The sequence below is a fragment of the Streptomyces sp. NPDC048462 genome (genome assembly GCF_043200175.1).
Lineage (GTDB): Bacteria > Actinomycetota > Actinomycetes > Streptomycetales > Streptomycetaceae > Streptomyces.
The window spans coordinates 43,636-70,194 of the sequence record NZ_JBICXG010000024.1; the positions used below are offsets into that span (position 1 = coordinate 43,636).

23 protein-coding genes and 1 tRNA gene are annotated in these 26,559 nt (G+C 71.4%); 9 read left to right on the forward strand and 15 right to left on the reverse strand.

The genetic code is table 11. The annotated features are described in order from the left end of the window. Positions 1–39: 39 nt before the first annotated feature. The 6 genes from ACGFU6_RS30540 to ACGFU6_RS30565 form a co-directional block, all read right to left on the reverse strand. A complete protein-coding gene (locus ACGFU6_RS30540) occupies positions 40–672 on the reverse strand; it encodes a lactate utilization protein C (protein ID WP_393615587.1) in 633 nt (210 codons plus the stop codon). Then, entirely contained in the window at positions 669–2,213 is a 1,545-nt protein-coding gene (locus tag ACGFU6_RS30545) for a LutB/LldF family L-lactate oxidation iron-sulfur protein (RefSeq protein WP_393615589.1), read from the reverse strand. The genes ACGFU6_RS30540 and ACGFU6_RS30545 overlap by 4 nt, the downstream gene beginning before the upstream one ends. Continuing rightward, positions 2,210–2,977 carry a (Fe-S)-binding protein gene (locus ACGFU6_RS30550; protein ID WP_393615591.1) on the reverse strand — a complete coding sequence of 256 codons (768 nt, stop codon included), beginning with the start codon at positions 2,975–2,977 and terminating at the stop codon, positions 2,210–2,212. Before ACGFU6_RS30550 ends, ACGFU6_RS30545 begins: the two co-directional genes overlap by 4 nt. 178 nt (positions 2,978–3,155) lie before the next feature. Beyond that, entirely contained in the window at positions 3,156–3,887 is a 732-nt protein-coding gene (locus ACGFU6_RS30555; protein ID WP_393615593.1) for a FadR/GntR family transcriptional regulator, read from the reverse strand. Between the two features lie 140 nt (positions 3,888–4,027). Beyond that, positions 4,028–5,071, reverse strand: a complete 1,044-nt coding sequence (locus tag ACGFU6_RS30560; protein WP_393615595.1) for a S66 peptidase family protein — start codon at positions 5,069–5,071, stop codon at positions 4,028–4,030. A 50-nt stretch (positions 5,072–5,121) separates the two neighbouring features. Continuing rightward, positions 5,122–5,499 (reverse strand): DUF4440 domain-containing protein, encoded by a 378-nt coding sequence (locus ACGFU6_RS30565; RefSeq protein ID WP_393615597.1) that lies wholly within the window; start codon positions 5,497–5,499, stop codon positions 5,122–5,124. A 104-nt stretch (positions 5,500–5,603) separates the two neighbouring features. On the opposite strand from ACGFU6_RS30565, the gene ACGFU6_RS30570 reads away from it, so the two are divergent. Continuing rightward, positions 5,604–6,302 carry a VOC family protein gene (locus ACGFU6_RS30570; RefSeq protein ID WP_393615599.1) on the forward strand — a complete coding sequence of 233 codons (699 nt, stop codon included), beginning with the start codon at positions 5,604–5,606 and terminating at the stop codon, positions 6,300–6,302. Between the two features lie 48 nt (positions 6,303–6,350). On the opposite strand, the gene ACGFU6_RS30575 is transcribed toward ACGFU6_RS30570, so the two are convergent. Continuing rightward, the gene (locus ACGFU6_RS30575) at positions 6,351–7,091 is read right to left on the reverse strand and encodes a class I SAM-dependent methyltransferase (protein ID WP_393615601.1); all 741 of its coding nucleotides are present in this window, start codon (positions 7,089–7,091) and stop codon (positions 6,351–6,353) included. 212 nt (positions 7,092–7,303) lie between these two features. On the opposite strand from ACGFU6_RS30575, the gene ACGFU6_RS30580 reads away from it, so the two are divergent. The 3 genes from ACGFU6_RS30580 to fusA all read left to right on the forward strand — a co-directional run bounded on the left by ACGFU6_RS30580 (position 7,304) and on the right by fusA (position 11,139). Further along, positions 7,304–8,239 carry a DUF2510 domain-containing protein gene (locus ACGFU6_RS30580; protein WP_393615603.1) on the forward strand — a complete coding sequence of 312 codons (936 nt, stop codon included), beginning with the start codon at positions 7,304–7,306 and terminating at the stop codon, positions 8,237–8,239. 103 nt (positions 8,240–8,342) lie between these two features. Beyond that, positions 8,343–8,708: a hypothetical protein gene (locus ACGFU6_RS30585; protein ID WP_393615605.1), complete on the forward strand. Its 366-nt coding sequence runs from the start codon at positions 8,343–8,345 to the stop codon at positions 8,706–8,708. 331 nt (positions 8,709–9,039) lie between these two features. Beyond that, positions 9,040–11,139 (forward strand): elongation factor G, encoded by a 2,100-nt coding sequence (gene fusA / locus ACGFU6_RS30590; protein WP_393615607.1) that lies wholly within the window; start codon positions 9,040–9,042, stop codon positions 11,137–11,139. Positions 11,140–11,207: 68 nt separating this feature from the next. Here the strand turns inward: fusA and ACGFU6_RS30595 are convergent, their stop codons facing one another. Next, positions 11,208–12,653 carry a glyceraldehyde-3-phosphate dehydrogenase gene (locus ACGFU6_RS30595; protein WP_393615609.1) on the reverse strand — a complete coding sequence of 482 codons (1,446 nt, stop codon included), beginning with the start codon at positions 12,651–12,653 and terminating at the stop codon, positions 11,208–11,210. 197 nt (positions 12,654–12,850) lie between these two features. Here ACGFU6_RS30595 and ACGFU6_RS30600 point away from each other — a divergent pair, with 197 nt between their 5' ends. Beyond that, the gene (locus ACGFU6_RS30600) at positions 12,851–13,594 is read left to right on the forward strand and encodes a GntR family transcriptional regulator (protein WP_393615698.1); all 744 of its coding nucleotides are present in this window, start codon (positions 12,851–12,853) and stop codon (positions 13,592–13,594) included. 16 nt (positions 13,595–13,610) lie between these two features. Here ACGFU6_RS30600 and ACGFU6_RS30605 read toward each other — a convergent pair whose 3' ends face one another. Beyond that, on the reverse strand, positions 13,611–14,795 hold the full coding sequence (locus ACGFU6_RS30605; RefSeq protein WP_393615611.1) for an RNA polymerase sigma factor: 1,185 nt from the start codon (positions 14,793–14,795) through the stop codon (positions 13,611–13,613). 7 nt (positions 14,796–14,802) lie between these two features. After that, positions 14,803–15,210 (reverse strand): YciI family protein, encoded by a 408-nt coding sequence (locus ACGFU6_RS30610; protein WP_393615613.1) that lies wholly within the window; start codon positions 15,208–15,210, stop codon positions 14,803–14,805. 319 nt (positions 15,211–15,529) lie between these two features. On the opposite strand from ACGFU6_RS30610, the gene ACGFU6_RS30615 reads away from it, so the two are divergent. Further along, entirely contained in the window at positions 15,530–16,846 is a 1,317-nt protein-coding gene (locus tag ACGFU6_RS30615; protein ID WP_393615614.1) for a DEAD/DEAH box helicase, read from the forward strand. Between the two features lie 438 nt (positions 16,847–17,284). On the opposite strand, the gene ACGFU6_RS30620 is transcribed toward ACGFU6_RS30615, so the two are convergent. Beyond that, a tRNA-Pro gene (locus tag ACGFU6_RS30620) sits at positions 17,285–17,358 on the reverse strand. A 128-nt stretch (positions 17,359–17,486) separates the two neighbouring features. On the opposite strand from ACGFU6_RS30620, the gene ACGFU6_RS30625 reads away from it, so the two are divergent. Both ACGFU6_RS30625 and ACGFU6_RS30630 read left to right on the forward strand, forming a co-directional pair. Next, on the forward strand, positions 17,487–18,188 hold the full coding sequence (locus ACGFU6_RS30625) for a transketolase (protein ID WP_393615616.1): 702 nt from the start codon (positions 17,487–17,489) through the stop codon (positions 18,186–18,188). A 63-nt stretch (positions 18,189–18,251) separates the two neighbouring features. Further along, positions 18,252–19,154: a transketolase family protein gene (locus tag ACGFU6_RS30630; protein WP_393615618.1), complete on the forward strand. Its 903-nt coding sequence runs from the start codon at positions 18,252–18,254 to the stop codon at positions 19,152–19,154. Between the two features lie 39 nt (positions 19,155–19,193). Here the strand turns inward: ACGFU6_RS30630 and ACGFU6_RS30635 are convergent, their stop codons facing one another. After that, complete coding sequence (locus ACGFU6_RS30635) at positions 19,194–20,141, reverse strand: NAD-dependent epimerase/dehydratase family protein (RefSeq protein WP_393615620.1); 948 nt, start codon at positions 20,139–20,141, stop codon at positions 19,194–19,196. Positions 20,142–20,322: 181 nt separating this feature from the next. On the opposite strand from ACGFU6_RS30635, the gene ACGFU6_RS30640 reads away from it, so the two are divergent. Further along, positions 20,323–21,048: a TetR/AcrR family transcriptional regulator gene (locus ACGFU6_RS30640; protein ID WP_393615622.1), complete on the forward strand. Its 726-nt coding sequence runs from the start codon at positions 20,323–20,325 to the stop codon at positions 21,046–21,048. A gap of 95 nt (positions 21,049–21,143) precedes the next feature. Here the strand turns inward: ACGFU6_RS30640 and ACGFU6_RS30645 are convergent, their stop codons facing one another. Genes ACGFU6_RS30645 through ACGFU6_RS30655 form a run of 3 tightly spaced genes read right to left on the reverse strand, consistent with a single transcriptional unit; the run spans position 21,144 to position 26,475 of the window. Beyond that, a complete protein-coding gene (locus tag ACGFU6_RS30645) occupies positions 21,144–23,342 on the reverse strand; it encodes a right-handed parallel beta-helix repeat-containing protein (protein ID WP_393615624.1) in 2,199 nt (732 codons plus the stop codon). Continuing rightward, positions 23,339–24,805 (reverse strand): M1 family metallopeptidase, encoded by a 1,467-nt coding sequence (locus ACGFU6_RS30650; protein WP_393615626.1) that lies wholly within the window; start codon positions 24,803–24,805, stop codon positions 23,339–23,341. Before ACGFU6_RS30650 ends, ACGFU6_RS30645 begins: the two co-directional genes overlap by 4 nt. Then, entirely contained in the window at positions 24,802–26,475 is a 1,674-nt protein-coding gene (locus tag ACGFU6_RS30655; RefSeq protein ID WP_393615628.1) for an extracellular solute-binding protein, read from the reverse strand. Before ACGFU6_RS30655 ends, ACGFU6_RS30650 begins: the two co-directional genes overlap by 4 nt. Positions 26,476–26,559 lie beyond the last annotated feature (84 nt).

Genomic DNA, 26,559 nt, shown 5'->3' on the forward strand with positions numbered 1-26,559 from the left:
GGCGGGGGCGGGGGCGTGCTCCGGCGCGCCCCCGCCCCGTCAGGCGTCGGTGCGGATGACGACGGCCAGGGTGCGCGGGCCGTGCACGCCCTCCACCCGTTCGAGCTCGATGTCGGAGGTGGCCGACGGGCCGCTGATCAGGGTCGTCGGCCGCGTCGGCACCAGCCGGGCCACCGCCTCCGGTACGCCCACCTCCACGGCCGACAGGTCGACGACGCAGACATGGAGGTCGGGCACCAGCGACAGCGCCCGCCGGCCCTGGTCGGGTGAACCGTCCAGGAAGATCGTGCCGGTCTCTGCGCAGCCGGCGGCCGACGCGGTCACGACACCGTCGAGGGCGTCGAGCCGGGGTGCCGGAATGTCGGCGGAGTCCTGCTGAACCTGGCCGTCGTACGCGGCGAGCCACCGGAGGTCGAGTCCGGCGGGCACCCCTATCCGCCGGGCGCCGCGCTCCCGGAGTACCTCGGCGACGGCGTCGGCCGTGCGGTCGGCCGTGCAGGGGTGGACCTGGGCCTTGTAGTCGAGGAGCCGGTCGGTGAACAGGGCCAGGCGCTCCGCGTCGGGGAGGGTGCGCCCGGTGCGGTAGTCGCGCGGGATCGGGGTGTCGGCGGCGGGTGCGAGGGCCAGGGCGTCCCGGACGCGGCCGAGCACCGTTTCGCGAGCGGTCGTCACTTCTCCTCCTCCTGCTGCTGCTGGTCACGCGTGTGCTCGTCGGCGGCCGCCCGCATCGTCGCCGCGCCCTCGGCCGAGGCCAGCCAGGATCGGAAGGTCTGCCTGGGCGGGGCCGGGGTGTCACGGCTGTCGCTCCAGCCGGTGAACGGGGGCGGCAGGTGGGAGATCTTCTTGTCCCGCCCGGCGATGACGCGGCCGAGCCCGGACGCCTTCTGCGCGGTGGTGAACAGTTTCGGCCGGCTCATCACCGCGGCCGCCGCCTTCATCGCGAGCTTCTCCGCCGTGGTGCCGGCCTGCTCGGTGTGCTGGTGGCGCAGCTCGACCAGCATCGACGGGATGTCGATCTTGACCGGGCAGGCGTCGAAGCAGGCCCCGCAGAGGCTGGAGGCGTACGGCAGCGAGCTGTTGGGGTCGTCCTTGGCGGCGTGCATGCCGGCGAGCTGCGGGGTGAGGACGGCCCCGATCGGCCCGGGGTACGTCGATCCGTAGGCGTGACCGCCGGCCCGCTCGTACACCGGGCAGACGTTGAGGCAGGCCGAGCAGCGGATGCAGTTGAGTGCCTCGCGGCCGATGCCGTCCGCGAGGGCGGCGGTGCGTCCGTTGTCGAGGAGCACCAGGTGGAAGGTCTGCGGCCCGTCGCCGGGGGTGACTCCGCTCCACATCGAGGTGTACGGGTTCATCCGCTCGCCGGTGGAGGAGCGCGGCAGCAGCTGGAGGAAGACCTCCAGGTCCTGGTAGCGCGGCAGCACCTTCTCGATGCCCATGACGGTGATCAGTGTGTCGGGCAGGGTCAGGCACATGCGGCCGTTGCCCTCCGACTCGACGACGGACAGGGTGCCGGTCTCGGCGATACCGAAGTTGGCCCCGGAGACGGCGACCTTCGTCGTCATGAACTTCTCGCGCAGATAGGCGCGGGCGGCGGCGGCGAGGTGGGCGGGGACGTTGTCCAGCGAGGGGTCGACGCCGGGGATCTCCTTGAGGAAGATCTCCCGGATCTCGTCCCGGTTGCGGTGGATGGCGGGCACCAGGATGTGCGAGGGCTTGTCGTGGGCGAGCTGGACGATGAGCTCGGCCAGGTCGGTCTCGTGCGGGGTGATGCCGATGGACTCGAGGTGCTCGTTGAGACCGATCTCCTGGGTGGCCATCGACTTGACCTTGATGACCTCCTTGCTCCCGGTCTCCTTGACCAGCCGCGCGACGATCTCGTTGGCCTCGGCGCCGTCCCGGGCCCAGTGGACGGTGCCGCCGCGTTCGGTGACCTTGCGCTCCAGCTCCTCCAGGAGTTCGGGGAGCCGGTTCATGGTGTCGGTCTTGATGGCCGCGCCCGCGTCGCGCAGCTCCTCCCAGTCGGGCAGTTCGCCGGTGACGTTGAGGCGTTTGGCGCGGATGGTGTGGGTGGCCTTGCCGAGATTGCGGCGCAGCTGTGCGTTGCCCAGGTCGTCGTGGGCGGCCGCGGGGAACTTCCGGTCGCCGCGCAGGTTGCCCGTGCCGTACGGGGAGCGGGGCGGCGTCGCGGGCATGCCGAGAAAGGTGCTGCTCATCGGGCGGCCTCCGTCGGGACGTGCGGCGAGGTGCGGGTGGCGGAGAGGATCTGGGCCAGGTGCAGGGTGCGGGTGCCGGAGCTGATCCGGGAGAGCCCGCCGCCGATGTGCATCAGACAGGACGAGTCGCCGGCGGTGCACACATCCGCCCCGGTGGTGGCGATGTTGCGCGTCTTGTCCTGGAGCATCGCGGTCGAGGTGTCGGCGTTCTTCAGTGCGAAGGTGCCGCCGAACCCGCAGCAGGCGTCGGCCTCGGGCAGCTCGGCCAGGTCGATCGAGTCGACGGCCCGCAGCAGCCGCAGCGGCTTCTCACCGACCCTCAGCATGCGCAGCGAGTGACAGGTGGGGTGGTAGGTGACCCGGTGCGGGAAGTACGCGCCGACATCGGTGGCGTCCAGCACGTCGACGAGGAACTCCGACAGCTCGTACGTCTTCGCCTTGACGGTGGCCACCCCCGCGCGCAGCGCCGCGTCGCCGTAGCGTTCGGCGATGAGCCCGTGCTGGTGGCGGACCGAGCCCGCGCAGGATCCCGACGGCATGACGACGGCCTCGATGGAGGAGTCACCGAACTGCTCGGCGAAGTTGCGCACCAGCGGGACGGGCTCGCGCTGGTAGCCGGTGTTGACGTGCATCTGGCCGCAGCAGGTCTGCCCCGGCGGGAACACCACCTCGTGGCCCAGGCGGGCGAGCAGCACCGCGGTGGATTTCACCGCCTCCGGGAAGAGCGTGTCTCCCAGACAGGTGGCGAAGAGTCCGATGCGCATGGGTCTCCCCGATCGTTTCTCTGCACGTGAACGTCATGATCCGGCCAGGTCGCGGCCATGATCCCGGTCCTGATCCCGCTCGTGATCCGAGCAGGATCGCGAACCATTGTATGGTCGGACCATAGTACGCGGATTCCGCCGGCGGAAGGGCGCGGGGCGGAACCGGATCAGCCTGCGGTCAGGACGCGGGCGTCTCGTCGACGAGCGTTCCGTGCAGTCCCCGGATGTGCGCCTCCACCAGATCGGCGGCCCGCGTCCCCTCGCCGGCGCGCACCAGGCGCAGCAGTTCGGTGTGGTCGGCGTTGAGCGCGGCGGCGGTGGCCCGCCAGTCAGGGGCGGCCTCCAGGGCCCGCAGGATGAGCGGCCGGACGGACTCGCGGACGGCCGAGGTGAGCGTGGAGGTCAGTTCGTTGCCGGAACTGCGCGCGATCTGTACGTGGAACCTGGTGTCCAGGTCGTTGAACTCGGGCACGCCGATGCCCGGCGCCCCCATCCGTACGAGCAGCGCGCCGGCCTCGTCCAGGTCCTCCGCGGACGCGTGCCGCGCGGCCGCCTCGAAGCTGGAGCGCTCCAGCACGACGCGTGCCTCCAGTACGTCCTCCAGGCTGTAGCTGCCGAGGGCGAAGTGGAGCCGGAGCAGCCGGCCGAGGGCGTCGTCGGGGTTGCGCACGATCCGCGCCCCGGCGTCCGGCCCCCGGCCCGGCTGTGCGACCAGGACCCCGATGGTCTCCAGCACCCGCAGAGCCTCGCGCAGGGCGGACCGGCTGACTCCGAGCACCGGGGCGAGCTCGCGTTCGGGCGGCAGCCGGTCGCCGGCCCTGAGCTCACCGGCGAACACCCGCTGCTCGATGCTCTGGAGCACCAGCTCATGGGTGCGCGACTGCCGCACGGGCTGCCATTCGACGGGCATCCGCCACTCCCTGCCTCGACCGGCGCCGCTCCCCTGCCGGTCACGGTTTGTCCGAACATCCAACTATGTCACACACGACATGTGGTCGGACCAGAACGGATGCCCTCATCCGCCCTCCGCCCTGTCCTCCAATGCGGTGCTCAGTACGTGACGACGATGCGCCGGGCCGGTCCGTCCACCCGCACCTGACCGCCGTAGGGAATGATCACCTGCGGATCCGTGTGGCCGAGGTCCACGTCGAAGACGGCCATCGTCCCGGGCGCGTACTCGCTCAACGCCCGCAGGACGGACTGCCGTTGGAGTACCCGGTACTCCTCGCCCTCCTTCGCCCCCAGCGGCCTTTCGAAGGACCAGTTCCTGGCCCGTCCCATCAGAAGTGCGGGGAACCGCTCCAGCAGCCCCCGCTCCCCCATGTTCCGCAGGATCCGGTACACCTGGTCGGCGCCGGGCATCTCCTCCGACGTCTCGAGGAACAGGACCCGGCCCTCGTACTCGGCCGCCGGCCGTATCTCCCGGTCCGCCATCAGCATCCAGGACAGGATCTCCAGCTCACCGCCCCAGCTCGCACCCTCGACGACGCGGTCGGCGTTGTGCCAGGTCCAGCCGTCGGCGGGCAGCATCGCGGGTTCGGCGTCGAAGGTCCGCGGGTCCTCCCAGCGGCCGTTCACGCAGCCGCTCTCCCTGGCCGGGACGAGCTCATGGGCACCGTGGGTGAACAGCGCCGCCCGCAGCGATTCGGCGGTCAGCGGGTGCATCGCCCCCGGGCGTCCCAGCTCGACCATCACGGATCCGCCGTGGTAGCCGACGATGCCCAGGCGTTCGAGGAACACCAGGAGACTGGTGTTGTCGCTGTAGCCGAAGAACGGTTTGGGGTTGGCCCGCAGCAGCTCCCGGTCCAGATACGGGAGCACGGTGATCTGGTCGTCCCCTCCGATGCTGGCGACAACGGCCTTGACCGCGGGGTCGGAGAACGCCGCGTGGATGTCGGCGGCCCGCTCCCGGGGCGTGGAGCCCATCTTCCGGGTGCTCGGGTACTCCACCGGCACCAGGGCGAACTCCTCGCGGAGCCTGCGCAGTCCCAGTTCGAACGGGAGCGGGAGGATCCCGGGGAGCCCGGACGAGGGGGACAGCACGGCGACGCGGTCGCCGGGCCGGGGCTTGGCGGGGCTGCTGGGGTTCGTCATCGCTGGAGCCTAGACGGCACACCGGCGGCCGTCGTTCGAATTCCCCCGGGTCAGCGGGCGTTGACCGGCGTGCCCTGGTGGAAGTACAGCCGCCAGCGCGCCCCGGTGCGGCGCCAGATCGAATTGCGCCGCACCCTGCGCCCGTCCCTCTCCGTGACGAACGTCAGATGGACGAGGCCCGGGGCCAGCAGCCTGCCGGACATGTCGGTGGCCGCGGCCGGGACGGGCGTCCCCTCGCCGTCGGCGGAGGTGATGGCGAGAATCGACGTCCTGTCGTACCGCCGCCCGGACGCGCCGAACTCGGTGAACTCCGGGTCGAGGAGTTCGGTCACCGCGTCGGGCAGGGCCCGGACCGCCGGATCGAGCAGCCGCAGCTCACCCTCGACAGCGGCCCGCACGGACCGCTCCTCCTCATCGTTTCCGTTCATGCGGAGACCTTAGGGCCTGTCGTGCCCGGCGGAGACCTGAACGAGCAGTACCGAAGTACCGATTGACCCGCAGGGCCGTCGGACCTGCACGCTACGTTGATCGCATGACCTACGCAGACAGCACGACCGAACGCATCAGGCCGCAGCGGTTCCACGAGTCCGCCGGTGTGGAGGACTGGCGTGTCGTGGGTGAGGGGGCGTGTGCGTACTTCCACACCGGATCGTTCGCGGTCAGCGCCCGGTTCGTGCAGGCAGTCAGCGAGATACCGGGAGTCGGGGACGAGCACCCGGACGTCGACATGAGGCAGAAGGGCGTGCTCGTACGGCTGATCACGGTCACGGACGACTACTACGGGCTGACCGGACAGCACATCGAGCTGGCCCGGCAGATCTCGGCGGTGGCCCGCGCACTGGGCGTACCGGCCGACCCGTCCGCCGTGCAGACCGTCCAGGTCACCATCGATGCCCTCGCAGGCCCCGCCGTGGTGGCGTTCTGGCGTGCCTTGCTCGGCTACCAGGACCGCGCGAACAGCGCCGAGGACCTGATCGACCCGCAGCGCCGCGGGGCACCGTTCTACTTCCAGCAGATGGACGCACCGCGCCCGCAGCGCAACCGGGTGCACATCGACGTGTGGGTGCCGTACGACCGGGCCGAGGCCCGGATCGCCGCGGCGCTCGCGGCCGGCGGCCGCCTGGTGAACGACACCGACGCGCCGTCGAACTGGGTGTTGGCCGACCCCGAGGGCAACGAGGCGTGCGTCGGAGTGGCCGGCCCGCCGGCGCAGGCCACCGACTGCCCGTGAAGGCTCCTGCCCGCCCAGGCGGTGGGCGGGCAGGCCCAGTTGTACGGGTCAGGCCAGGACCAGCAGGTCCATCCAGCTGACGGCCGGCAGGTCGGGCTCCTGCGCAGCGGCCTGTCGCAACCGCCGCATCCCGGACGTGAACTCCTCGTCCGTGAGGCCCCGGAGCTTCGCGTCGGTGTCCCGGCGGATGCGGTCGGCGAAGTCGGACAGGGTCGGCGCGCTCTCCTGCGGCACGGCGTGCAGTGCGACCCGGGCGAAACCGGCTGCGGCGAACGCCGCGCAGGTCTGCTCGACGGTCGGGTACGCGTCGACGATGCGCGCGGTCCCGGGGAAGAACCGCACCCGCAGGTCCCGGGTGCAGCGGCCGGGGAAGGAGTTACGGATCAGTACCGGCGCCCCCGGCTTCAGGGCCCGGCGTATCTCGCGCGCCGCGGCGGGCAGGTCCTCGATGTGGTGGACTACCGAGCCCAGCCAGGCCGCGTCCGCGCATCCGTCCGGCACGGGCAGCACCTCGGCCCGGCCGTCCAGCACCTCGATGTCCTTGGTCCCGGGGATCAGCGCGCGCATGGCGGCAGCCGGCTCGACCGCCAGCACCCGGGCCCCGAACCAGTCGGCGAACGCGGCCGCGAACGCCCCGGTACCGGCGCCGACATCGAGCACGACCGCCCCAGGCTCCAACGGCACCTCGGCCGCGACGGCCGCGCGCCACGCGGTGAGTCCGTCGCGCGGAATCTCCCGGGCGATCCGGTAGTCCTCGGCGAACCTACGGTCCGGAGCGGTCGCTTCCATATGCCCTCAATCCTGCCGTGGCCGAAGGACCGGGCGGACCGCTGCCGCGCACCCACCGCGCTCCGTCGCGGATGCTAGCGAGCCACGTCATCAATTGTCTAGACCATAACCGGATATCCGGGACGGCCGGAACGGGACCGGAACCGACCGCCCAGCTCATCGAATTCATCTGATTCATAGGATTCTCACGCAACCCGGCTACGGTGGCTGCCGTGACGCAGACGAGCCCGCCCGGCTGGCATCCAGACCCCGGGTACACAGGATTTGGCCCCATCCAGGAACGCTGGTGGGACGGCAGCCAGTGGACCGATCACCTCCGCGTGCCACCAGCGGCCGTCCGCAGCCGCCGGATACGCATCGGCGCAGGCATAACCGCCGGTGTGGTGGTGCTCGCCGCCATCAGCGGTGGCGTCTACCTGCTGACCGACGACTCCGGCAAGAAGTCGGAGAACACGGCCACCGCACCGTCCGGTACGCCCTCGCACGCACCCAGCCGCCAGCCCGGAGCACCGGGCGGCAGCGGTGGCAGCGACGGAGGTGGCGGTGGCGGCAACGGCGGAGAAAGCGACGGCGGCGGCGACCAGAGCCCGGAGCAGCAACTGCCGAAGACCGAGGACGGCTACGCGACGGACCTGGCGAGCGGGATCAGCATCCCGGTCCCGGACGGCTGGAAGGGCGAGTCGGGCATGGGCGCGGGCGTGACCACGGGTTCGTACGCCTGCCCCGGGGACACCAAGGAGAAGTGCGTCCGAGGCGGCGTGTTCTCCGTCCCGGCCGAGGCGCTGAAGCTGAACACCAAGACCGCCAAGGCCACCGCCGAGAAGGACATCGCCGCCAACGCGAAGGAATCGTACGGCGAGAAGATCTACGGCGGCATCACCTCGCACCAGGAACTGAAGTCCGAGGCGGTCACGGTGGCCGGCCGGCAGGGCTACCGGGTGCGCTGGAAGGTCGTGACGAAGAAGGGGGACGACGGGTACGTCGAGTCGCTGGCCTTCCCCTCCCCGCACGCGGAGAACATGCTGATCGTCGTGCGTTCGGGCTTCGACATCAACAGCAAGGCTCCCGCCCTGTCCGTCCTCGATGACATCACCAAGGGCATCAAGGCCGCCTCGGGCACCGGTTCCGGCCCCGGCACCACGGCGTAGCCGCTTCAGCGGGGGCGCCGGGCGGCCGGGTTGAGTACCCGGGCCGCCCGGACTGAGTACCCGACCCGATCCCGTACGGGTTCTCCGCCGGTCGAATGGAGTCATGGCTCCCGACGCACCGCGCCCCCGCATGCAGCACGTCACCAGTGCCGGCACCACGCTGGCCGTCACTCTGGCCCCGCTGGTGATCGGGGTCCTGCTGGCCCGGACGATGGCCCTGGATCCCCACGGCCCGGTGAACGCCCTGATCACCCGGGGCGGCCGGGGAGCGGGCGTCTCACCCGCCGAATGGCGCGGCTGCGGCCGCAGGGCGCTGCGACGGTGCCGTACGGCGTGCCGCCCCCGCGGCCGGTTCGCGAGTCTCGGTTCCCTCGGGTGCGGCACGGCCCCGTCCCGGAACGGCCACGGCCCGGCAACGGCCCACGCTGCGGCGGAAAACAGGTTCCCCCGGCCGTACCCTCCTGCCTAGACTCGCCACGAGAGCACGCGCCACTGTCACTTCAGGGCGCGCACCGTGACCAGTGAGGGGAGACCTGCCGTGCGCCACCGCACCGCTGTCGTCGTTCCCCTGTCGCGGTACGAGGTGATCCTGGTGTCTACCTCCGCCCGGCGCCGGCTGCGCGGCCGGCCCCGGACACCCGTGACGAACACCTGATCCCTGCAACCTCTCTGACTGCCCGTCATCGCTGCGGCGCCCTGTGTGGCGCGCCGCGTGCAGAGGGTCCGCAGACCTGGGAACAGGCCACTTCGTCCGGGGATCGCGCCGTCTTCTTCCGGATCACCCCGAAGGGCCACGGACCGTGCGTACCGAACCGAACCGCCAGCTCACCAGCACCCTCGACCGCGTTCGCAACCTGGGCATCCTCGCCCATGTCGACGCCGGCAAGACCACCGTCACCGAGCGGATCCTCTACGCCACCGGCACCACCCACAAGCGCGGCGAGGTCCACGACGGGACGACCATCACCGACTTCGACTCCCAGGAACGCGACCGGGGCATCACCATCTTCGCCGCCGCGGTGAGCTGCACGTGGGCGGACCACCGGATCAACCTGATCGACACCCCGGGGCACGTCGACTTCGCCGACGAGGTCGAGCGTTCACTCCGGGTTCTCGACGGTGCGATCGCCGTGTTCGACGCGGTCGCGGGTGTGGAGCCGCAGAGCGAGTCGGTGTGGCGTCAGGCCGACCGGCACGCCGTTCCGCGCATCGCCTTCGTCAACAAGCTCGACCGCGTCGGCGCCCGCCTCGACAGCGCCGTGGCCTCGATCCGGGAGCGGCTGCACACGGTGCCCCTGGTGGTCCAGCTTCCCATCGGGGAGGAGGAGCGTTTCACCGGAGTCGTGGATCTGCTGCGCATGCGCGCACTCATCTGGGCCGACGGCAGTGACACCTACGAGGAAGGGGAGGTGCCCGATGGCCTGCGGGAGGAAGCGCTGCGGCGCCGACGACTGCTGGAGGAGACGGTGGCGGAGCTCCACCCGGTCGCCCTGGAGGAGTTCTGCGCACGCTCCACGCTCTCCGCGGCGACGCTGGCCGGGTCCCTGCGCGATCTGACCCGCACCGGCGAGGGCGTCGTCGTGCTGTGCGGCTCGGCCTACCGCAACCGAGGTGTCGAACCGCTGCTGGAGGCCGTCGTGGCCTATCTGCCCTCGCCGCGGGACGTGCCGCCCGTACACGGCACGCTCGGCGGCGAAGTGGCGGAACGGGCCGCCGATCCGGCGGCTCCGCTGGCCGCGCTGGCGTTCAAGGTGACCGTGACCGCGACGGGCCGGCTGACGTATCTGAGGGTGTACTCGGGCACGCTCGGGAAGGGGGAGACGGTGCTGGACGCGGGCGCGGGGCGCAGCGAGCGCGTCGGCCGGATCCTGCGGGTCCAGGCCGACCGCCATGTCGATGTGGACGAGGCGGTGGCCGGGGACATCGTCGCGGTGATCGGCCTCAAGTCCGCCCGCGCGGGTGCCACCCTGTGCGCGCCGGGTGCCCCGCTGGTCCTCGAACCGCCCACCGTGGCCGACCCGGTCGTGTCGGTGGCGGTCGAGGCCGGCCGGAACAGCGACACGGAGCGGCTGATGGCGGCGCTGGCGCGGCTGGCCGAGGAGGACCCGTCGCTGGCGGTGCGGACGGACCCCGAGACGGGTCAGACGGTGCTCTCGGGCATGGGCGAGCTCCATCTGGAGGTCGCGGCCGAGAAGATCCGCCGGGCCCACGGTCTCGAGGTCCGGGTCGGCCGCCCGCAGGTCGCCTTCCGGGAGACGGTCGTGCGCGGTGTGTCGGCTCTGGTGTACCGGCACGTCAAGCAGGACGGCGGGGCGGGCCAGTTCGCCCATGTCGTGCTCGATGTCGAGCCGTTGGGGGATGCCGGAGGGCAGGGCGGTGAGGGCGGGGCGGAGTTCGTGTTCCTCTCGGCCGTCGTCGGCGGCCGGGTTCCGCAGGAGTACGTCCGGGCGGTGGCGGCCGGCTGCCGGGACGCCCTGGCCGAGGGTCCCGTGGGCGGACATCCGGTGACCGGGGTACGGGTGACGCTGACCGATGGCGCCACGCATCCCAAGGACTCCTCGGAGATGGCGTTCCGCACGGCCGGGCGGTTCGCGCTCCGGGAGGCGCTGCGCTCCTGCGCGATGGTGCTGCTGGAGCCGGTGGCCGAGGTGACGGTCACCGTGCCTGACGACGCCGTCGGCGGGGTGCTCGGTGATCTGGCCGCCCGGCGTGGCCAGGTGTCCGGCTCCACCGCGCGGCCCGGTACGGCGGTGATCACGGCGACCGTGCCGCTGGCCGAGCTGTTCGGCTACGCGACCCGGCTGCGCAGCCGGACCCAGGGCCGGGGGACGTTCACCACCCGGGCCACGGGCTACGCCCCGGCGCCGAACACGGTGCCGGGTCCGGCGGCGGCCCGGTAGCCGGCGCGTTCCGACCCCGGGTACGGGCAGCCTCCGGGCTGCCCGTACCCGGGGTCGGTGCCGCGTGGTCAGAGCACGGGTACCGGGAAGGTCGGGTACTCGACCCCGGAGACGTGCTGGACGACGCGGACGACCTGGCAGGAGTAGCCGAACTCGTTGTCGTACCAGAGGTAGAGGATCGCGTTGTCGCCGTCGACCTGGGTGGGTCCGGCGTCGACGATGGAGGCGTGGCGCGAGCCGATGAAGTCGCTGGAGACCGCGTCCGGGGCGGTGGTGAAGTCGATCTGGCGCTTGAGCGGCGAGGTGAGAGACACCTCGCGGAGGTGGTCGAGCACCTCGGCGCGGGTGGTTTCGCGCCCGAGCTTCAGACTGAGGATCGCGATCGAGACGTCCGGCACCGGGACCCGGATCGAGCTGCCGGTGATCGTCGCGTCGAGGTCCGGGAGCGCCTTGGCGACGGCGGACGCCGCACCGGTCTCGGTGATGACCATGTTGAGCGGCGCCGAGCGGCCGCGCCGGTCGGAGCTGTGGTAATTGTCCAGCAGGTTCTGGTCGTTGGTGAACGAGTGGATCGTCTCCACGTGACCGCGCAGGACGCCGTACTCGTCCGCCATCGCCTTCAGCGGCGGGACGATCGCGTTGGTGGTGCAGGAGGCGCAGGAGATGATCTGCTCGTCCGGCTTGATCATGTCGTGGTTGACGCCGTGCACGACATTGGGGACGTCGCCCTTGCCGGGTGCGGTGAGGACGACCTTGGCGACGCCGGGACGCAGGTGCTGGGACAGCCCCTCGCGGTCGCGCCACCTGCCGGTGTTGTCGATGAGGACGGCGTTTTTGATCCCGTACGCCGTGTAGTCCACCGTCGTCGGGTCGTCGGAGTAGATCACCTTGATCTCGTTGCCGTTGGCGATGATCCTGTTGTTCGCCTCGTCGACGGTGATCGTGCCCTGGAACTGGCCGTGGATCGAGTCGCGGCGCAGCAGCGAGGCGCGCTTGACGATGTCCTGTCCGGCGGCCTTGCGGACGACGATGGCCCGCAGCCGCAGGCCGTTGCCGGAGCCGGCCTTCTCGATGAGCAGCCGGGCCAGGAGGCGGCCGATGCGGCCGAATCCGTAGAGGACGACGTCGCGCGGCTCGGCGCGCTCGATCTTGTCGGCACCGGTGGCGCCGGCGACGGCCCCGGCGGTGAACTCCGCCTCGCTGAGGCCGCGGTCGTCGGTCCGGTACGTCGCGGCGAGCATGCCGATGTCGATCTGGGAAGGGCCGAGATCGAGGGTGGTGAGCGCCTTCAGGAACGGCAGCGTCTCGGTGACCGAGAGCTCCTCACCGGCGATCTGCCGGGCGAACCGGTGGGTCTTGAGGATGCTGACCACCGACTTGTTGACCAGGGAGCGGCTGTGCAGCAGGACAGTGACGTCCCGCTCCCGGTGCAGCTTCCCGATGATCGGGATCATCGACTCCGCGATCTCTTCGCGGTTCTTCCAGTTGGTGAACGAGTCGTCATTGACAGTCACAGGTTTATCTTTCGAGCTAGGAGGCGCTCATATGGTAACCCGCTGATGTTCTGGTCATTCAGAGGGTGCCGCTCCCCCGCCGCACCTTCGCGGAATCGCCCGGCGTCAGGTATTTGTTCTGACATATATACGTACAGAGCTTGAGCCGAACGTGCGGCATACTGAACCCCGTGGCCGAACGTCTTGAGGAGCCCGACATGGAGTCGATCACCAGGCTGATCACCATCGACCGGAGCAGCCCGGTGCCGCTGTACTTCCAGGTCGCACAGCAGCTTCAACAGCTCATCGAATCAGGCACGTTGGCCCCGGGGACGCGGCTGGAGAACGAGATCGCCCTGGCCGACCAGTTCGGGCTCTCCCGCCCCACCATGCGCCAGGCCATGCAGCATCTGGTGGACAAAGGACTGCTCGCCCGCAAGCGGGGGGTGGGCACCCAGGTCGTCAACAACCGGGTGCGCAGGCAGATCGAGCTGACCAGTCTGTTCGAGGACCTCAAACGCGACGGCCGGCGGCCGCGCACCGAGCTGCTGTCCATGCGCACCGTGCCCGCCTCCGCCCTGATCGCCGCCGCCCTCAAGGTCGAACCCGGCGCCGAAACCGTCGCCCTGCGCCGGCTGCGGTACGCGGACGACGAACCCATAGCGGTCATGGAGAACCACCTGCCGGCAGAGCTCCTGGGCCTGACCGAGGAGGACCTCGCCGGTCACGGCCTGTACGAACTGCTCAGGCGGGCCGGCATCGCCCTGCGCACCGCCGACCAGACCATCGGGGCACGCCGGGCCACCGCGGCGGAGTGCCGGCTGCTAGGCGAACCCCGCGGCGGCACCCTGCTCACCATGGAGCGCACGGTCCTCGGGGACGCGGGGCGCCCGGTGGAGTTCGGCTCGCACCTGTACCGGGCGTCCCGGTACTCGTTCGAGATGACGCTGACCGCTCAGTGAACGGCCCGGCCGGGCATCAGCCGGAGCGCCGGGTGTTGAGGCGGGCGGCCTGACGCGTCAGGTGGTCCCGCTCAGCCAGGTCGGGAGCCTTCCGGGCCGCCTCGGCGTACAGCCGTGCCGCAGTCGCGTGATCACCATCGCGCTCGTGGAGGTACGCCGCCACGGCGGTGTACCGGGGCAGTGACTCGTCCAGCGCGGCGAGCGCCGCCAGCCCGGCCCTCGGCCCGTCTGCCTGGCCCACGGCCACCGCACGGTTGAGCCGGACCACCGGGCTGTCGGTCAGCCGCGCGAGCTCGTCGTACCACTCCACGATCTGCACCCAGTCGGTCTCCTCGGCGGTGGGCGCGTCGGCGTGGAGCGCGGCGACGGCGGCCTGGGCCTGGAACTCGCCCAGCCGGTCACGGGCGAGGGCCGCCTGGAGGATCCCGACGCCCTCGGCGATCGACGCGGTGTCCCACCGGCTCCGGTCCTGCTCGGCCAGCGGCACCAGACTGCCGTCCGGCGCGGTCCGGGCGGCTCGCCTGGCATGGTGCAGCAGCATCAGGGCGAGCAGCCCCGCCACCTCGGGCTGGTCGATCCCGGCCGCGAGCTGCCGGGTGAGCCGGATGGCCTCGGCGGCCAGGTCGATGTCGCCGGAGTACCCCTCGTTGAACACCAGGTAGAGGACGCGCAGCACGGTCGCGACATCGCCGGGCCGGTCGAACCTTCCCCCTGCTCCCGGCTTCGCCCCAGCACGGGACACCCCATGGCCGGAGACGGTCCGTTTCGCCCGGCTGATGCGCTGCGCCATGGTCGCCTCGGGCACCAGGTAGGCCCGGGCGATCTGGCGGGTGGTGAGTCCGCCGACGGCGCGCAGCGTGAGCGCGACGGCGGACGACGGGGTCAGCGACGGGTGGGCGCACAGGAAGTAGAGCTGGAGGGTGTCGTCCACCGAGGTCACGGGTCCGGGCCCCGGCTGCTCCTCGACGAGGTCCTCGCGCCGCCGGCGGGCGGTGTCCGCCCGGGTGGCGTCGAGGAACCGCCGCCAGGCGACGGTGACCAGCCAGCCCTTCGGGTCCTGCGGCCGGTCGGCCGGCCAGACCCGGACGGCCTCGGCCAGCGCGTCCTGAACCGCGTCCTCGGCCGCCGCGAAGTCGGCTCCGCGGCGGACGAGGATCGCGAGCACGCCCGGCGTGAGGCTCCGCAGCGTGACGTCGTCCATCACGAGGTCACTCCGTGATGGTGTGCGACGCGGTCAGGAACGGGCGCAGCTCCAGCCACTCGTGAATCGGCTTCCCGCCCGCCCCGGGGGCGGCCGACAGCTCCCCGGCCAGCTCGACCGCGCGCTCGTAACTGTCGACGTCGATCACCATCCAGCCGGCGATCAGGTCCTTGGTCTCGGCGAACGGGCCGTCGGTGACCGGCGGGCGCCCCTCGCCGTCGTACCGGACGAACGTGCCCTCGGGGGCGAGCGCCTGGCCCTCGACGAACTCGCCGGTGCCCTCGAGCCGGGCGGCGAAGTCGTTCATGTACTTCATGTGCGCGGAGATCTCCTCCGGGGTCCACTGGTCCATGCACACGTCGTTGACCGCGGCCGGGGCGCCGCGGTAGTGCTTCAGAAGCAGGTACTTGGCCATGGTGTTCTCCTCGGCGCCTGTGCGAGCCGTTCTGGGTCGCTCTCACTACGGGGACGGAGCAGGGTCCGGGTTCTCGACATCGTCGGCAAGAAAAGTTTCCCACTCCGGGATCCGCTGATCATCCTGATCTTCGCCGGGGCCTCGGCGGGCCTTCCCCGGGGCCTGGAAACCACCCGCCTGCGGCACTGTCCGGCGCCGGGACCGGGCTCCCGCGCCCGCTGGTAAAATGGGCCGGAAGCTTGCGACATCGCCGGGGCCCGTGCCGAGGAGCACGGGCCCCGGCGCGTTACGGAGGCCCCCACCCGAGGAAGGTTCCCCCATGAACGCGAAGCCGCCCGCCACAGGATCCTTCGCGGAGCTGGGCCTGCCAGACGCGCTGCTGACGGCGATGACCGGCCTCGGGGTCACGGAGCCCTTCCCCATCCAGGCGGCCACGTTGCCCGACGCGCTGGCCGGCCGGGACGTACTGGGGCGGGCGCGGACCGGTTCGGGCAAGACGCTTGCCTTCGGCCTCGCCCTGCTCGTCCGGACCGCCGGGCAGCGCGCGGAGGCGAAGCGCCCCCTCGCGCTGGTGCTCGTCCCGACGCGGGAGCTCGCCCAGCAGGTGGGCGACGCACTGGAGCCGTACGCGCGCGTGCTCGGGCTCGGTCTGACGACGGTGGTGGGCGGGCTGTCGATGAACCGGCAGGCGGCCGCGCTGAAGGCGGGTACCGAGGTGGTCATCGCGACGCCGGGACGGCTCTGCGACCTGATCGAGCGGCGCCACTGCCACCTGGACCGGGTGGGGATCGCCGTACTCGACGAGGCGGACCAGATGTGCGACATGGGCTTCCTGCCGCAGGTCTCCGAGATCCTGGACCAGGTCCGCCCCGGCGGCCAGCGGCTGCTCTTCTCGGCCACGCTCGACCGCAACGTCGACCAGTTGGTGGAGCGCTACCTCGACGAGCCGGTGCTCGCCTCGGTCGACCGGGACCGTGCCTCGGTCACGACGATGGAGCACCACGTCCTGAACGTGCACGCGGCCGACAAGTTCGCGGCGGCGACCGAGATCGCCGCCCGGGAGGGGCGGGTGCTGATGTTCCTGGACACCAAGGCATCGGTGGACGCCTTCACCCGGCATCTGAAGACCAGCGGAATCCCGGCGGCCGCCCTGCACAGCGGGAAGTCGCAGCCGCAGCGCACGCACACGCTGGAGCAGTTCAGGAACGGCGGCGTGACGGTTCTCGTGGCCACGAACGTGGCGGCCCGCGGCATCCATGTCGACGACCTCGACCTGGTGGTGAACGTGGACGCGCCCACGGAGGCCAAGGACTACCTGCACCGCAGCGGCCGCACCGCGCGGGCCGGCCGGTCGGGCAAGGCCGTCACGCTCGTCACCCCGGGCCAGCGCCGGGACGTGAGCAAGATGCTGTCCGAGGCCGGGGTACGCCCGACGGTCACTCAGGTCCGTTCGGGCGAAGCCGAGTTGACGCGGATCACCGGCGCGAAGCGACCGCCGACGACCAAGCCCGTACAGACCGGCAGGCGCCCGTTCCGCGGCATGGGGGCCCAGGCCCCGAAGGAGAGCCGCCGCGCAGCCCAGTCCCGCAAGGAGGCGGAGGCCCGCCGGGCGTCGCAGGTGCGCAAGGGCCGCTGACCTCCTCGTTCTGGAGCCGCGCCCTCGGCACAAGCCGAAACCGGCCTCCATGCCGAAAGCGACGAGCAACACGCAGAGGACTTCCTGCTACTGGAACCCCACTACCGAAACCCAGCCGCCTGTCGCCGAATCGACCAGGGCCTCGGCCTGGTCCGTGCGCGCTGAATCGCCTCTACAGCGATCTGTCGGAACTCGGTCATTCACAGCAGAACCGATCGGGACGACCCTTTGGGGAACCCCCTGCAGCGAGCTCGCGCCCGGTGGGTGTGCCGCGCGATCACGGAAGCGGGCCGGGGACGCCGGCGCGAGGTATCGACCGGCGTTTCGCCGACCGCGTCGGCCTCGGCCAAGGGCGCCGACCCCAGCCGGTCCCCGGAAACGAGTCAGGGCCGGTTTCGGATTTCTCCGAAACCGGCCCTGAACTGCGACTGTCTCCAGTCGGGACGACAGGATTTGAACCTGCGACCCCTTGACCCCCAGTCAAGTGCGCTACCAAGCTGCGCCACGTCCCGATACCCGTCTGACCTGGGGTTTCCCCCTGGCTGAACGCGCATGAGAACAATACCGCACTTCAACGGGTGGTTACGAACACCTTTGGGCGCTTGACCTCAACCATGGTTGATGTTGAAGGCTGTGGCACATGACGCAAACGACCGCCGCACCCGCTCCCGCCTACCGCGATCTGCACCGGCTGATGAGCCTGATGACCGGCGACGAGAAGCACGGCCCCGCCGCCACCTCCACGCTCGACGCCCTGTGGGTGCTGTACGACCGGGTGCTGCGGGTGTCGCCGCAGACCGTGGACGCCCCCGACCGCGACCGCTTCCTGCTGTCGAAGGGGCACGGGCCGATGGCGTACTACGCCGTCCTCGCGGCGCACGGGTTCTTCGACGAGGAGCTGCTCGCGGGCTTCGGCTCGTACGAATCGCCGCTCGGCCACCACCCTGACCGGCTGCTGGTGCCCGGCGCCGAGATCGGCAGCGGCTCACTGGGGCACGGGCTGCCGCTGGCCGTGGGTACCGCACTGGGGCTGCGGGCCCAGGGCCTGACCGGTCCACGCGTCTGGGTGCTGACCGGGGACGCGGAACTGGACGAGGGCAGCAACCACGAGGCGATCGCTTACGCGGCCCCGGCGGGCCTCGACCGGCTGCACACCGTGGTGATCGACAACGCCTCGGCGTCGTACGGCCGCCCCGGCGGCATCGCGGACCGGTTCGGGACGGCGGGCTGGTCGGTGGCTTCCGTGGACGGGCGGGACCACGCGGAGCTGTACGCCGCCTTCACCGCGCCGCACCCCGGGCAGCCGCGTGCCGTGGTGGCCCGGGTCGCCCCCAAGCGCTGAGCTCTCCGCCCCGCCGCACGTCAGCACACCGCAACCACGCACGGAAGAAGAGGAAGACCCCAGATGGACACGATGCGCGACCGATTCATCGCGACCACCTCGCGCATGCTCGACGAGGACCCCCGGCTCGCACTCGTACTGGCGGAAATCAGCCGGGACGGCTTCGAGCGGGCCGAGCGCACCCACCCCGACCGTGTCGTCAACGTCGGCATCCGGGAGCAGCTGCTCATCGGGGCCGGTGCCGGAATGGCGCTCACCGGGCTGCGGCCGATCGTGCACACCTTCGCCAGCTTCCTGGTGGAGCGCCCCTTCGAACAGGTGAAGCTGGACTTCGGCCATCAGGGCGTCGGCGGAGTGCTGGTCAGCGCCGGAGCCTCCTACGACTGGCCGGCCGGCGGGTTCACCCACATGGCGCCCGGCGACGTCGCCCTCCTGGACACCCTCGACGGCTGGACCGTGCACGTTCCGGGGCACCCCGACGAGGCCGAGGCGCTGCTGCGGGAGGCAGTCACCGGCGACGACCGGGTCTATGTGCGGTTGTCGCTGCAGTCCAACGAGCGGGCGCGTCCGATCGGCGGGGCGGGCGGGTTCACCGTCGTGCGCGAGGGAACGGGCGGCGTGGTGATCGCCGTCGGGCCGATGCTCGACAACGTCCTCGCGGCGACCGAGGGCCTCGGCACGACTGTGCTCTACGCGACTACGGTGCGGCCCTTCGACGGGGACGGCCTGCGCCGGGCGGTGGGCGACCGGCCGGCCGCCGACGTGGTCGTCGTCGAGCCGTATCTGGCGGGCACGTCCACCGCGGCGGCCAACGACGCGCTCGCCGGCCTCCCGCACCGGATCCTGGGCCTCGGCGTCGCCCGTGAGGAGCTGCGCCGGTACGGGCGGATGGACGAGCACCTGACCGCTCACGGCCTGGACCCGCGGGGCCTGCGGCAGCGGATCGGCGCGTTCCTCGGGCAGTGACGCCCGACGGCCGGTGCCGGCTGTTCGCGGCGGGCGCACTCAGCGCGCCGCCAGCAGGCCGCCGTACCACGCGAGCGTGGCATCGACCGTGGCGGGGAGCGGGGTCGGCACCAGGCCGTAGGCCTTCTCGATGGCCGAGGAATCGACGATCTGCGCCTCCGTGTGCTGGTAGAACATCTCGGCGTACGCCTCCATGAACACCTCGTCGAACGGCCCGAACGCCCTGGGCTCGGAGACGACGGTCAGGGTCAGCGGGCGGCCGACGCGCTCACCGATCATGTCCAGGATCCGGCGCGTGGTGAGCGCGGGGGCCGTGGGCAGGTGCCAGACCCGGCCGTCGCCGTCCGGGTTCTCTCCCAGCGTCGCGAGGCCGGCCGCCACATCACCGATGTACGTGTAGCTGTGCGGCAGGTCGATGTCACCAAAGGCCGGGACCTCTCCCCCGGTCAGCGCGGCCGGGAACACCGCGCCGCCGAGCGTGGAGTTGAGGACACCCGGCCCCACGAAGTCGGCCGACCGGCCCAGCACGACCCGCAGCCGGCCCTCGGCGTGCGCGGCGAGGTAGCGGGCGTCGAGTTCGGCGCGCATGACGCCCTTGTCGGTCGTCGCGTTCCACGGGGTGTCCTCGGTCATGACCGCACCGTGCGTCTCGCCGTACGGGTAGAGCGTGTCGAGGACGACGAGCCGGGCGCCCTCGGCCTCGGCCGCCGCCAGTACGGCCTGCTGGATCCGGGGCATGGCCTCGACCTGGAGGTGGTACGCCACGTTCACGCAGTGGTACACGACCCCCGCGCCCTCGACCGCCGCGCGGGCGCCCTCGGGAGTGGCGACATCGGCGGCGAACCGGCCGACGCCTTCGAGTGCCGGGCCGGTGCCCGCCCGGTCGACGAGCCGGACCGGGTGGCCCCGGCGGACGAGTTCGGCGGCGAGTGCGGTGCCGGCGGGGCCGGCTCCGAGGACTACCTGAAGATCACGTGTGGCTGTCATGGGGACTCCCTGTGATTCGAAGGGGCGTGGAGCGATGGGCGCCCCGCTTCAGCCGGCCGGGACCGGATTTCGTTAGGGCTCGTCGCTTCTGTTAGAGACAGTAACTCTTGCGATGCGTCGCCGCAAGCCTCGCTGTTAGACTCCGTAACTAAAGTGAGCTTGCTTAAGAAAGGGGCTCGGGATGGCCGAGGCACAGCAGGGACCGCGGGCCCGGTACCGGGAGCAGACCAGGGCGGAGATCAAGGTAGCGGCACTGCGGCAGCTGGCCGACGGGGGTGTGGCGGCGCTCGCGCTCACCCGGATCGCCAAGGAGATGGGTCTGTCGGGTCCGGCGCTCTACCGCTACTTCGCGAGCCGCGACGACCTGTTGAACGCGCTGATCAGGGACGCCTACGACGATGCCGCGTCGGCCGTCGCGGCAGCGGCGGACCGGTCGGTCGCGGATGCGCGGAGCCCGCGCGAGCGGCTGCGCTCGCTCGCGGCGGCGTACCGGGCCTGGGCGGTCGGGGAACCGCACCGCTACCTGCTGCTCCAGGGCTCCCCGGTGCCCGGATACGTCGCGCCCGCCGACACGCTGGACCGGGCCCGCGCGGTGCTCGGGCCGTTCCTGCCGGTGTTCGCGGGCGGGGCGCCGGGCGCGGGTGTGGCCCCGGTGGTTGCGCAGATGTCCGACTGGCTCGGCGCGGACCCGGCCGTGGGCGGCTGGGTCGCCGAGTACGCGCCGGAGGCGGCCGCCGACAGCGCGGCGTGCGCGCGGGCGCTGGCCGGCGCACTGCTCACCTGGACGCAACTGCACGGGTCGGTGGGCCTGGAGGCGGCGGGCCAGTTCACCGGGATGGGCCACAGCGTGGACGCCCTGCTCGACGCGCAGACCGGGATGCTGGCGGACGCCTTCGGGCTGGAGTGACCGGACGTCCCGCAACGCCGATCGCCGGACGGGCCCTGGGGCCGGTCCGGCGATCAGTGTGCGTATGCGGTGCGGCAGATGCGGCGCCGCGGGTGTCAGGGGTGGACGAGGACCTGGGAGAGCGCCACCCGGCCCGTGCCGGAGGACACGATCCGCACCGTGCGGGTCCGGCTGTCCAGGTTCACCAGCGTGGGGCGGAGCGCCTTCCCGCTGACGTGCACCGTGCCGTCGTCGGTGACGACGTCGAAGTCGGCCGTCGTGGCGGAGGCGTCGTTCCAGATCTCGACCTGCCGGACGCGGCGGACGGCGCCGAGATCCGCCTGCCACCAGGCACCCGCCTCGGAGAGCGTGCGGGTGTCCGTGTTGGTGTCGGCGTCCAGGGCGAGCGCCGCCGTAGCCGTTCCGTCCGTCGATGACTGGGTGGCCGTGCCGGTGCGGGCCAGGTCGGTGCGCAGCTGCTCGACCGGGCCGCCCCGGGCGCCTGCCCGTGCGGCGACGGCGAGCGCCTCGGCGGGCAGCCGGTCGAGGCCCGTCAGGTTGTCCGTCATGACGGAGCCGGCGCCGCCGAGAGCGGGGGCGGCGGTGTCGGTCCAGTTGCCGCGCGCGGTGTTCCGGATTCCGTAGTCCGCCCAGTTCGAGACCCACTTGTAGCCGATGCGGGTGATGACGTTGCGCTCGACGGTGATGTGCGAGGACTGTTCGTCGAGGTAGATGCCGTTGCCGTCGCGTTCGGTGTTGCCGTACGCGGAGCGGTTGATGTAGTTGCCGCTGAGGACCGTGCCGGGCTGCGCGCCCTGGGTGTAGATCGCGCCGCCGTCGTGCTGCTGCTGTGCGACCTCCATGACGTCGGTGATGCGGTTGGCCGTCACCTTGTTGTCCCGCAGTACGGACTTCTGGGCCTCGGGCTGGTTCCAGCCCCAGCCGACCGAGATCGCGGAGTACGGCAGGTGGTCCAGGCTGTTGTGGTCGATGCTCAGACCGGCCTCGTAACCGGCCCAGATGCCCACCGAGTCGGTGTACTCGACGCCGGAGCGGCTGATGGTGTTGTACGCGACGGTGTTGCGCTCCCCCGCCAGGGACGCCTGGGGCATCGGTTCGGTGTCGCCGACGTACACGGCGCCCGAGGACAGGTCGGTGAAGGACGACCGGGTCAGGGCGCTGTCCTTGGTGCCGGCCTCCAGGATCGCTCCGGCCCCGCCGAGGTGGCTGAACCGGCCGCTGTCGATGCGCACCTGCCGTCCGCCGCGGACGGTGACCGCGGCGGACGGCTTGGTGTAGTAGCGGCCCGCGTGGTCGACGGGGCCGGTGGCGCCGGTCAGGGTGAGACCGGCCTGCATTCCCGCGTAGCCCTCGTCGGTGCCGGGCTGGCGGTACGCCGCGTACGCGAAGCCGATCCCGCTGACGGTGACGTCGTGGGCGCCGTCGATGACGAGCAGTTGTTCGGTGTGCGGGGTGACGGTCCGCGCGCGGCGCATGTCCTCGCCCTTGCGCGGCAGGTAGGTGACGGTGCGCGTCTTCGAGTCCCAGGTGAACTCGCCCGGCTGGTCCAGGAGTTCGGGGGCGTTCTCGAAGAAGGCGACGCCGCTGTAGCGGGTGGAGTCGACGGCGGTGGAGTCCCAGGCGGGTCCGGTGCGGTCGGTGCCGCTCGCCGAGTTGGTCCAGCAGGGCTGGACGAAGGTCATGGTGTCGCCGCTGACGCCGGCGATCCGGCAGTGGTAGTTGCGCCAGCGGACCCGGATGACGGCTTCGGCGTCGGTGGGGCGCTGCCAGTGGTCGATCCCGGTCGCGGTGGCGCCGGTCATCGCGGTGGCGGTGGCGTCGCAGGTGCTCGCCGGGCAGGCCTCGCCCCGGGCGCGGGTGGCACGCCTGCCGTCGACGAAGAGCTGGCGCGGGGTGGTCCCGGCGGGGACGCGGGCGCTCCAGGTGCCGTCGGCGTCGCGGTGCCAGCCGGTGATGTCCTGTCCGCCGGAGAGGACGGGGTGGGCGCCGGGCGCGGCGGACCAGGTGGTGCCGGAGTCGTCCGGGCCGAGCTGCAGCGGCGCGTCGAGCCGGTAGGTGCCGTCCTTGAGGAGTACGCGGACATCGCGCCCCTGCTCGGTGCGGGCCAGGTCGCGGGCGCCCTGCGGGGTGCAGGGGCGGCCGGCGGTGCAGGAGGCGCCCCGGCCGTCGGGGGCCGCGTACAGGGTGCGGGTGCCGGGCGCCGCCTGGGCGGCCGGGGCGGCGAGGAGTGCTGCCAGGAAGACCGCGGTGGCCGTGGCGGCGGTTCCTCGCAGGGCGTTCAACGGGCGGTTCACGCGGTGGCCTTCCAGTCGGGGTGGCCGGGCATGGGCGGGTTGACGGCCCCGAAGAGCCAGTCGCGCAGGAACGGGTCCAGGGACCGGTCGCCGGTGACGTCGACGGCGTGCCGGATGAACTGTTCGCTGGTGTAGGTGGAGTCCTTGAACCGCTTGACCCACTCGCGCATGACCGTGTCGAACTTCCGTTGCCCGGCCCGCAGGCTCAGGGCGTACAGCACGAGTGCGCCGCCGTCGTAGATGTTGGTGCCGCCGAGTGCCTTCGGCAGTCCGGGCGGGCCGTCGGCCGCGCGGACTGCGTCGAGCTTCTCGTACGTCGCCCTCATCTTGTCCTCGAAGACGGACCAGCCGCGCTCCTCGCCGTACAGGCCGGCGTAGTAGACGGCGGGGCCCTCGTTGAGCCAGGCCTGCTGCCAGTCGTTCGGGGTGACGGAGTCGCCGAACCACTGGTGGACGAGCTCGTGGACCATGGTGGTCTCGTAGCCCGGCTGTCCGGCGGGGTTGAGCTTGAACCAGTTGGTGGAGAACAGCGACAGGGTCTGGTTCTCCAGGGCGTCGGTGTAGCCGTCGTAGATGTGGAGTCCGTAGACGGAGAACGGGTAGCGGCCGAACTTCGCCTCCAGCCAGGCGAGATGGTCGGGGGTACGGGCCACGATGGGACCGTACCTCTCCTCCTGTCCCTGGGGCACGATGTGCCGCAGCGGCAGACCGCGGTGGCTGGTGCCGTAGAGGTAGGTGCCCTTGACGACGGCGATGCCGATGAGTTCGGTCGCCATCCGCTCGCGCAGCGCGAAGTGCCAGACCGCTGAGCCGTCGGCGCGGTGGGTGCGGTGGGTGAGTTCGCCGTTGGCGGTGGCGACGAAGCCCTTGGGCGCGCTGATGTGGAAGGTCCAGGTCGCCTTGTCGGACGGGGTGTCGTTGCACGGCAGGAAGGTGTCGGCGCGCGAGGACTGGGCGGCCGAGGCGAATCCGCCGTCGGTGCCGAAGTTCCAGCCGGTGAGGCCGAGCCGGGGCGCCTTGCCGTTGCCCCGGTAGCCGATCTCGACGGTGAAGGACTGTCCTTCGTGGAGCGGGTGCGCCGGGGTGACGGTCAGCTCCTGGCCGCTCTGGCCGGGGCTGAGCTGCCAGGTGGCGGGGCGGCCGGAGACGGTGACCGCGTCGATGGTGTGGCCGTCGGTGTCGAGGTTGAACGCGGAGAGGTCCTGGGTGGCCCTGGCGTTGATCTTCACGGTGCCGGTGAAGTCGTACGTGACCGGGGTGAAGTCGAAGGTCAGGTCGTAGTGGAGGACCTGGTAGCCGCCGTTGCCGAGGGTCGGGAAGAGCGGGTCCCCGACGCCGTTCGAGCCGGGCTTCGGGTCGAAGCGGTGCGGCTGTGCGACTGCGGCCGGGCCGAGGGCCGGTACGGCCACGGCCGCGACGGCCGCCGCGCCGCCGAGTCTGAGGGCTGTGCGCCGGGTCGTCACTTCTTCCCCTTCTGGGCGGCTTCCTCGAACTCGCCACGGGCCTGCTCGGCGCCCTTGGCGAGGTAGTCCTTGACCAGCCGGTCGTAGGCGGACATGGGCTTGCGGCCGGAGATGATGTCCTTGAGCGCGTCCTGCTTCAGCGAGTAGAGGCTGCCGGAGCCCTTGGAGTCCCAGGTGGGCGAGGAGTACTGGAGCGTCGGGTCCTGCTCCATGATCGGGATCATCTTGGTGAACGCCTCGTGCACATGGCGCACGCCGTCCTGCGAGTCGGCGCTGAAGATGGCCGGGACGGCGGAGGAGATGAACTTCCAGGGCACGGTGACGTCCTGGGTGCCCTGCTTGGTGAGCGCCGGGTTGCCCTTGGCGTCGCGGGTGAAGTCCTTGCCCTCGACGCCGTAGTTGATGAGCGTGTACTCCTCGCTGCCGAACGGGGAGGCGGCGAAGTCGGCCAGGGCCAGGATCTGCCGCACCCGTTCCCCGGACGCGCTCTTCACATAGGTGTTCTCCAGCTTGACGTTGTCCATCCAGGCGACGGGCGAGGAGCCGAACGGCACGAAGGGCCTCGGGTCGTACTTCTTGTCGATGGCCTTCATCGCGGCGATGTAGCCGACCCCGGGCGCCAGGTAGGTGGGCATGCCGTCGTAGACGTACGCGCCCTTGCCGTTCTTGAACATGTCCGTGTACTGGGCCTTCTGCGCCCCGGACATCTGCAGGGTGCCCGGGTAGTAGCAGCCCGCCTTGTACAGCGACCGTGCGGTCTCCACGGCCTGACGGAACTGCGGGGTCTCCAGGTCGGTGGTGAACTTGCCGGTCTTGGCGTCCATCCGCCAGGCGTACGGTGCGCCGGCCGACATCGCGAGGACGTTGGTGGCGCCCGCGATGATCGCGTACTGGTCCTTCTTGGGGCGGGTCAGCTCCTTGCACACCTCGATGAACCGGTCGAGGTCGGTGATCTGGTCGAGGCTGGTCACGCCGACTTCCTCGAACAGGTCGTGACGGTAGACACCCGCACCGCCGGTGCCGGTTCGCGCGATCGGGATGCCGTAGAGCTTCCCGCCGAAGATCGCGGACTGCCAGGCGCCCTTAGGTATCGCGGCGAGGTTGGGGTAGTCCTTGACCTTGTCCCCGGCGAGGTACGGGGTCAGGTCGGCGCACTTGGCCCGCAGGAAGGCCGCCTTGTTGTCGACGCCGCCGACCTCCGGGTACATGAAGAGGTCCGGCAGGCTGTCGCTGGCGATCATGGTCGAGAACTTGGTGCCGTAGTCGTCGGCCGGTACGGCGGTGATGTCGACCTGGCCGCCGAGCAGCTTCTCGATCTCCTGCCAGGCGGCGTTCCGGCCGCGCGAGGGCGGCGGCGGCGAGAAGGTCTCCATCGTCGCGCGAATCGTCTTCGCGCCCTTGAGCGGCGCGCCCTTGGTGGCCCGCAGCGGCTTGGCGGGGTAGCTGAAGAAGCCCTGCGGGACACCGGCCGCTGTGCCGGCCAGGTCGGGCTTGAGACCGATGTTGCGGATCGCGGTGTCGGGGAGCAGCGAGGCGCTCTTGGCCTCGGCCTTGGCGGTCGTGCCGCCGTCGCCGCAGGCGGCGAGCAGCGGGGCGGCGGCCAGTCCCAGACCGATGCCCGCACCCATGCGGAACAGCGCTCTGCGGTTGACGGGGGTAGAGCTCGGCACCTGAGTCTCCTTGGGAGAGGGGAGGGAAGGAGTTGGAGGACGGCGGTCGCGCTCGGAGGGTGCCGGGCCGCGTCCGCCCGGTCG

What these genes read in the sequence shown, in the direction of transcription:
- ACGFU6_RS30565 (WP_393615597.1), bottom strand. Translation starts at nt 5,499, where the DNA reads ATGAACGGAAACGATGAGGAGGAGCGGTCCGTGCGGGCCGCTGTCGAG.
- ACGFU6_RS30550 (WP_393615591.1), bottom strand. Translation starts at nt 2,977, where the DNA reads ATGCGCATCGGACTCTTCGCCACCTGTCTGGGAGACACGCTCTTCCCG.
- ACGFU6_RS30605 (WP_393615611.1), bottom strand. Translation starts at nt 14,795, where the DNA reads ATGGACGACGTCACGCTGCGGAGCCTCACGCCGGGCGTGCTCGCGATC.
- ACGFU6_RS30640 (WP_393615622.1), top strand. Translation starts at nt 20,323, where the DNA reads ATGGCCGAGGCACAGCAGGGACCGCGGGCCCGGTACCGGGAGCAGACC.
- ACGFU6_RS30635 (WP_393615620.1), bottom strand. Translation starts at nt 20,141, where the DNA reads ATGACAGCCACACGTGATCTTCAGGTAGTCCTCGGAGCCGGCCCCGCC.
- ACGFU6_RS30545 (WP_393615589.1), bottom strand. Translation starts at nt 2,213, where the DNA reads ATGAGCAGCACCTTTCTCGGCATGCCCGCGACGCCGCCCCGCTCCCCG.
- ACGFU6_RS30585 (WP_393615605.1), top strand. Translation starts at nt 8,343, where the DNA reads ATGGCTCCCGACGCACCGCGCCCCCGCATGCAGCACGTCACCAGTGCC.
- ACGFU6_RS30555 (WP_393615593.1), bottom strand. Translation starts at nt 3,887, where the DNA reads ATGCCCGTCGAATGGCAGCCCGTGCGGCAGTCGCGCACCCATGAGCTG.
- ACGFU6_RS30625 (WP_393615616.1), top strand. Translation starts at nt 17,487, where the DNA reads ATGACGCAAACGACCGCCGCACCCGCTCCCGCCTACCGCGATCTGCAC.
- ACGFU6_RS30615 (WP_393615614.1), top strand. Translation starts at nt 15,530, where the DNA reads ATGAACGCGAAGCCGCCCGCCACAGGATCCTTCGCGGAGCTGGGCCTG.
- ACGFU6_RS30600 (WP_393615698.1), top strand. Translation starts at nt 12,851, where the DNA reads ATGGAGTCGATCACCAGGCTGATCACCATCGACCGGAGCAGCCCGGTG.
- ACGFU6_RS30560 (WP_393615595.1), bottom strand. Translation starts at nt 5,071, where the DNA reads ATGACGAACCCCAGCAGCCCCGCCAAGCCCCGGCCCGGCGACCGCGTC.
- ACGFU6_RS30570 (WP_393615599.1), top strand. Translation starts at nt 5,604, where the DNA reads ATGACCTACGCAGACAGCACGACCGAACGCATCAGGCCGCAGCGGTTC.
- ACGFU6_RS30630 (WP_393615618.1), top strand. Translation starts at nt 18,252, where the DNA reads ATGGACACGATGCGCGACCGATTCATCGCGACCACCTCGCGCATGCTC.
- ACGFU6_RS30610 (WP_393615613.1), bottom strand. Translation starts at nt 15,210, where the DNA reads ATGGCCAAGTACCTGCTTCTGAAGCACTACCGCGGCGCCCCGGCCGCG.
- ACGFU6_RS30575 (WP_393615601.1), bottom strand. Translation starts at nt 7,091, where the DNA reads ATGGAAGCGACCGCTCCGGACCGTAGGTTCGCCGAGGACTACCGGATC.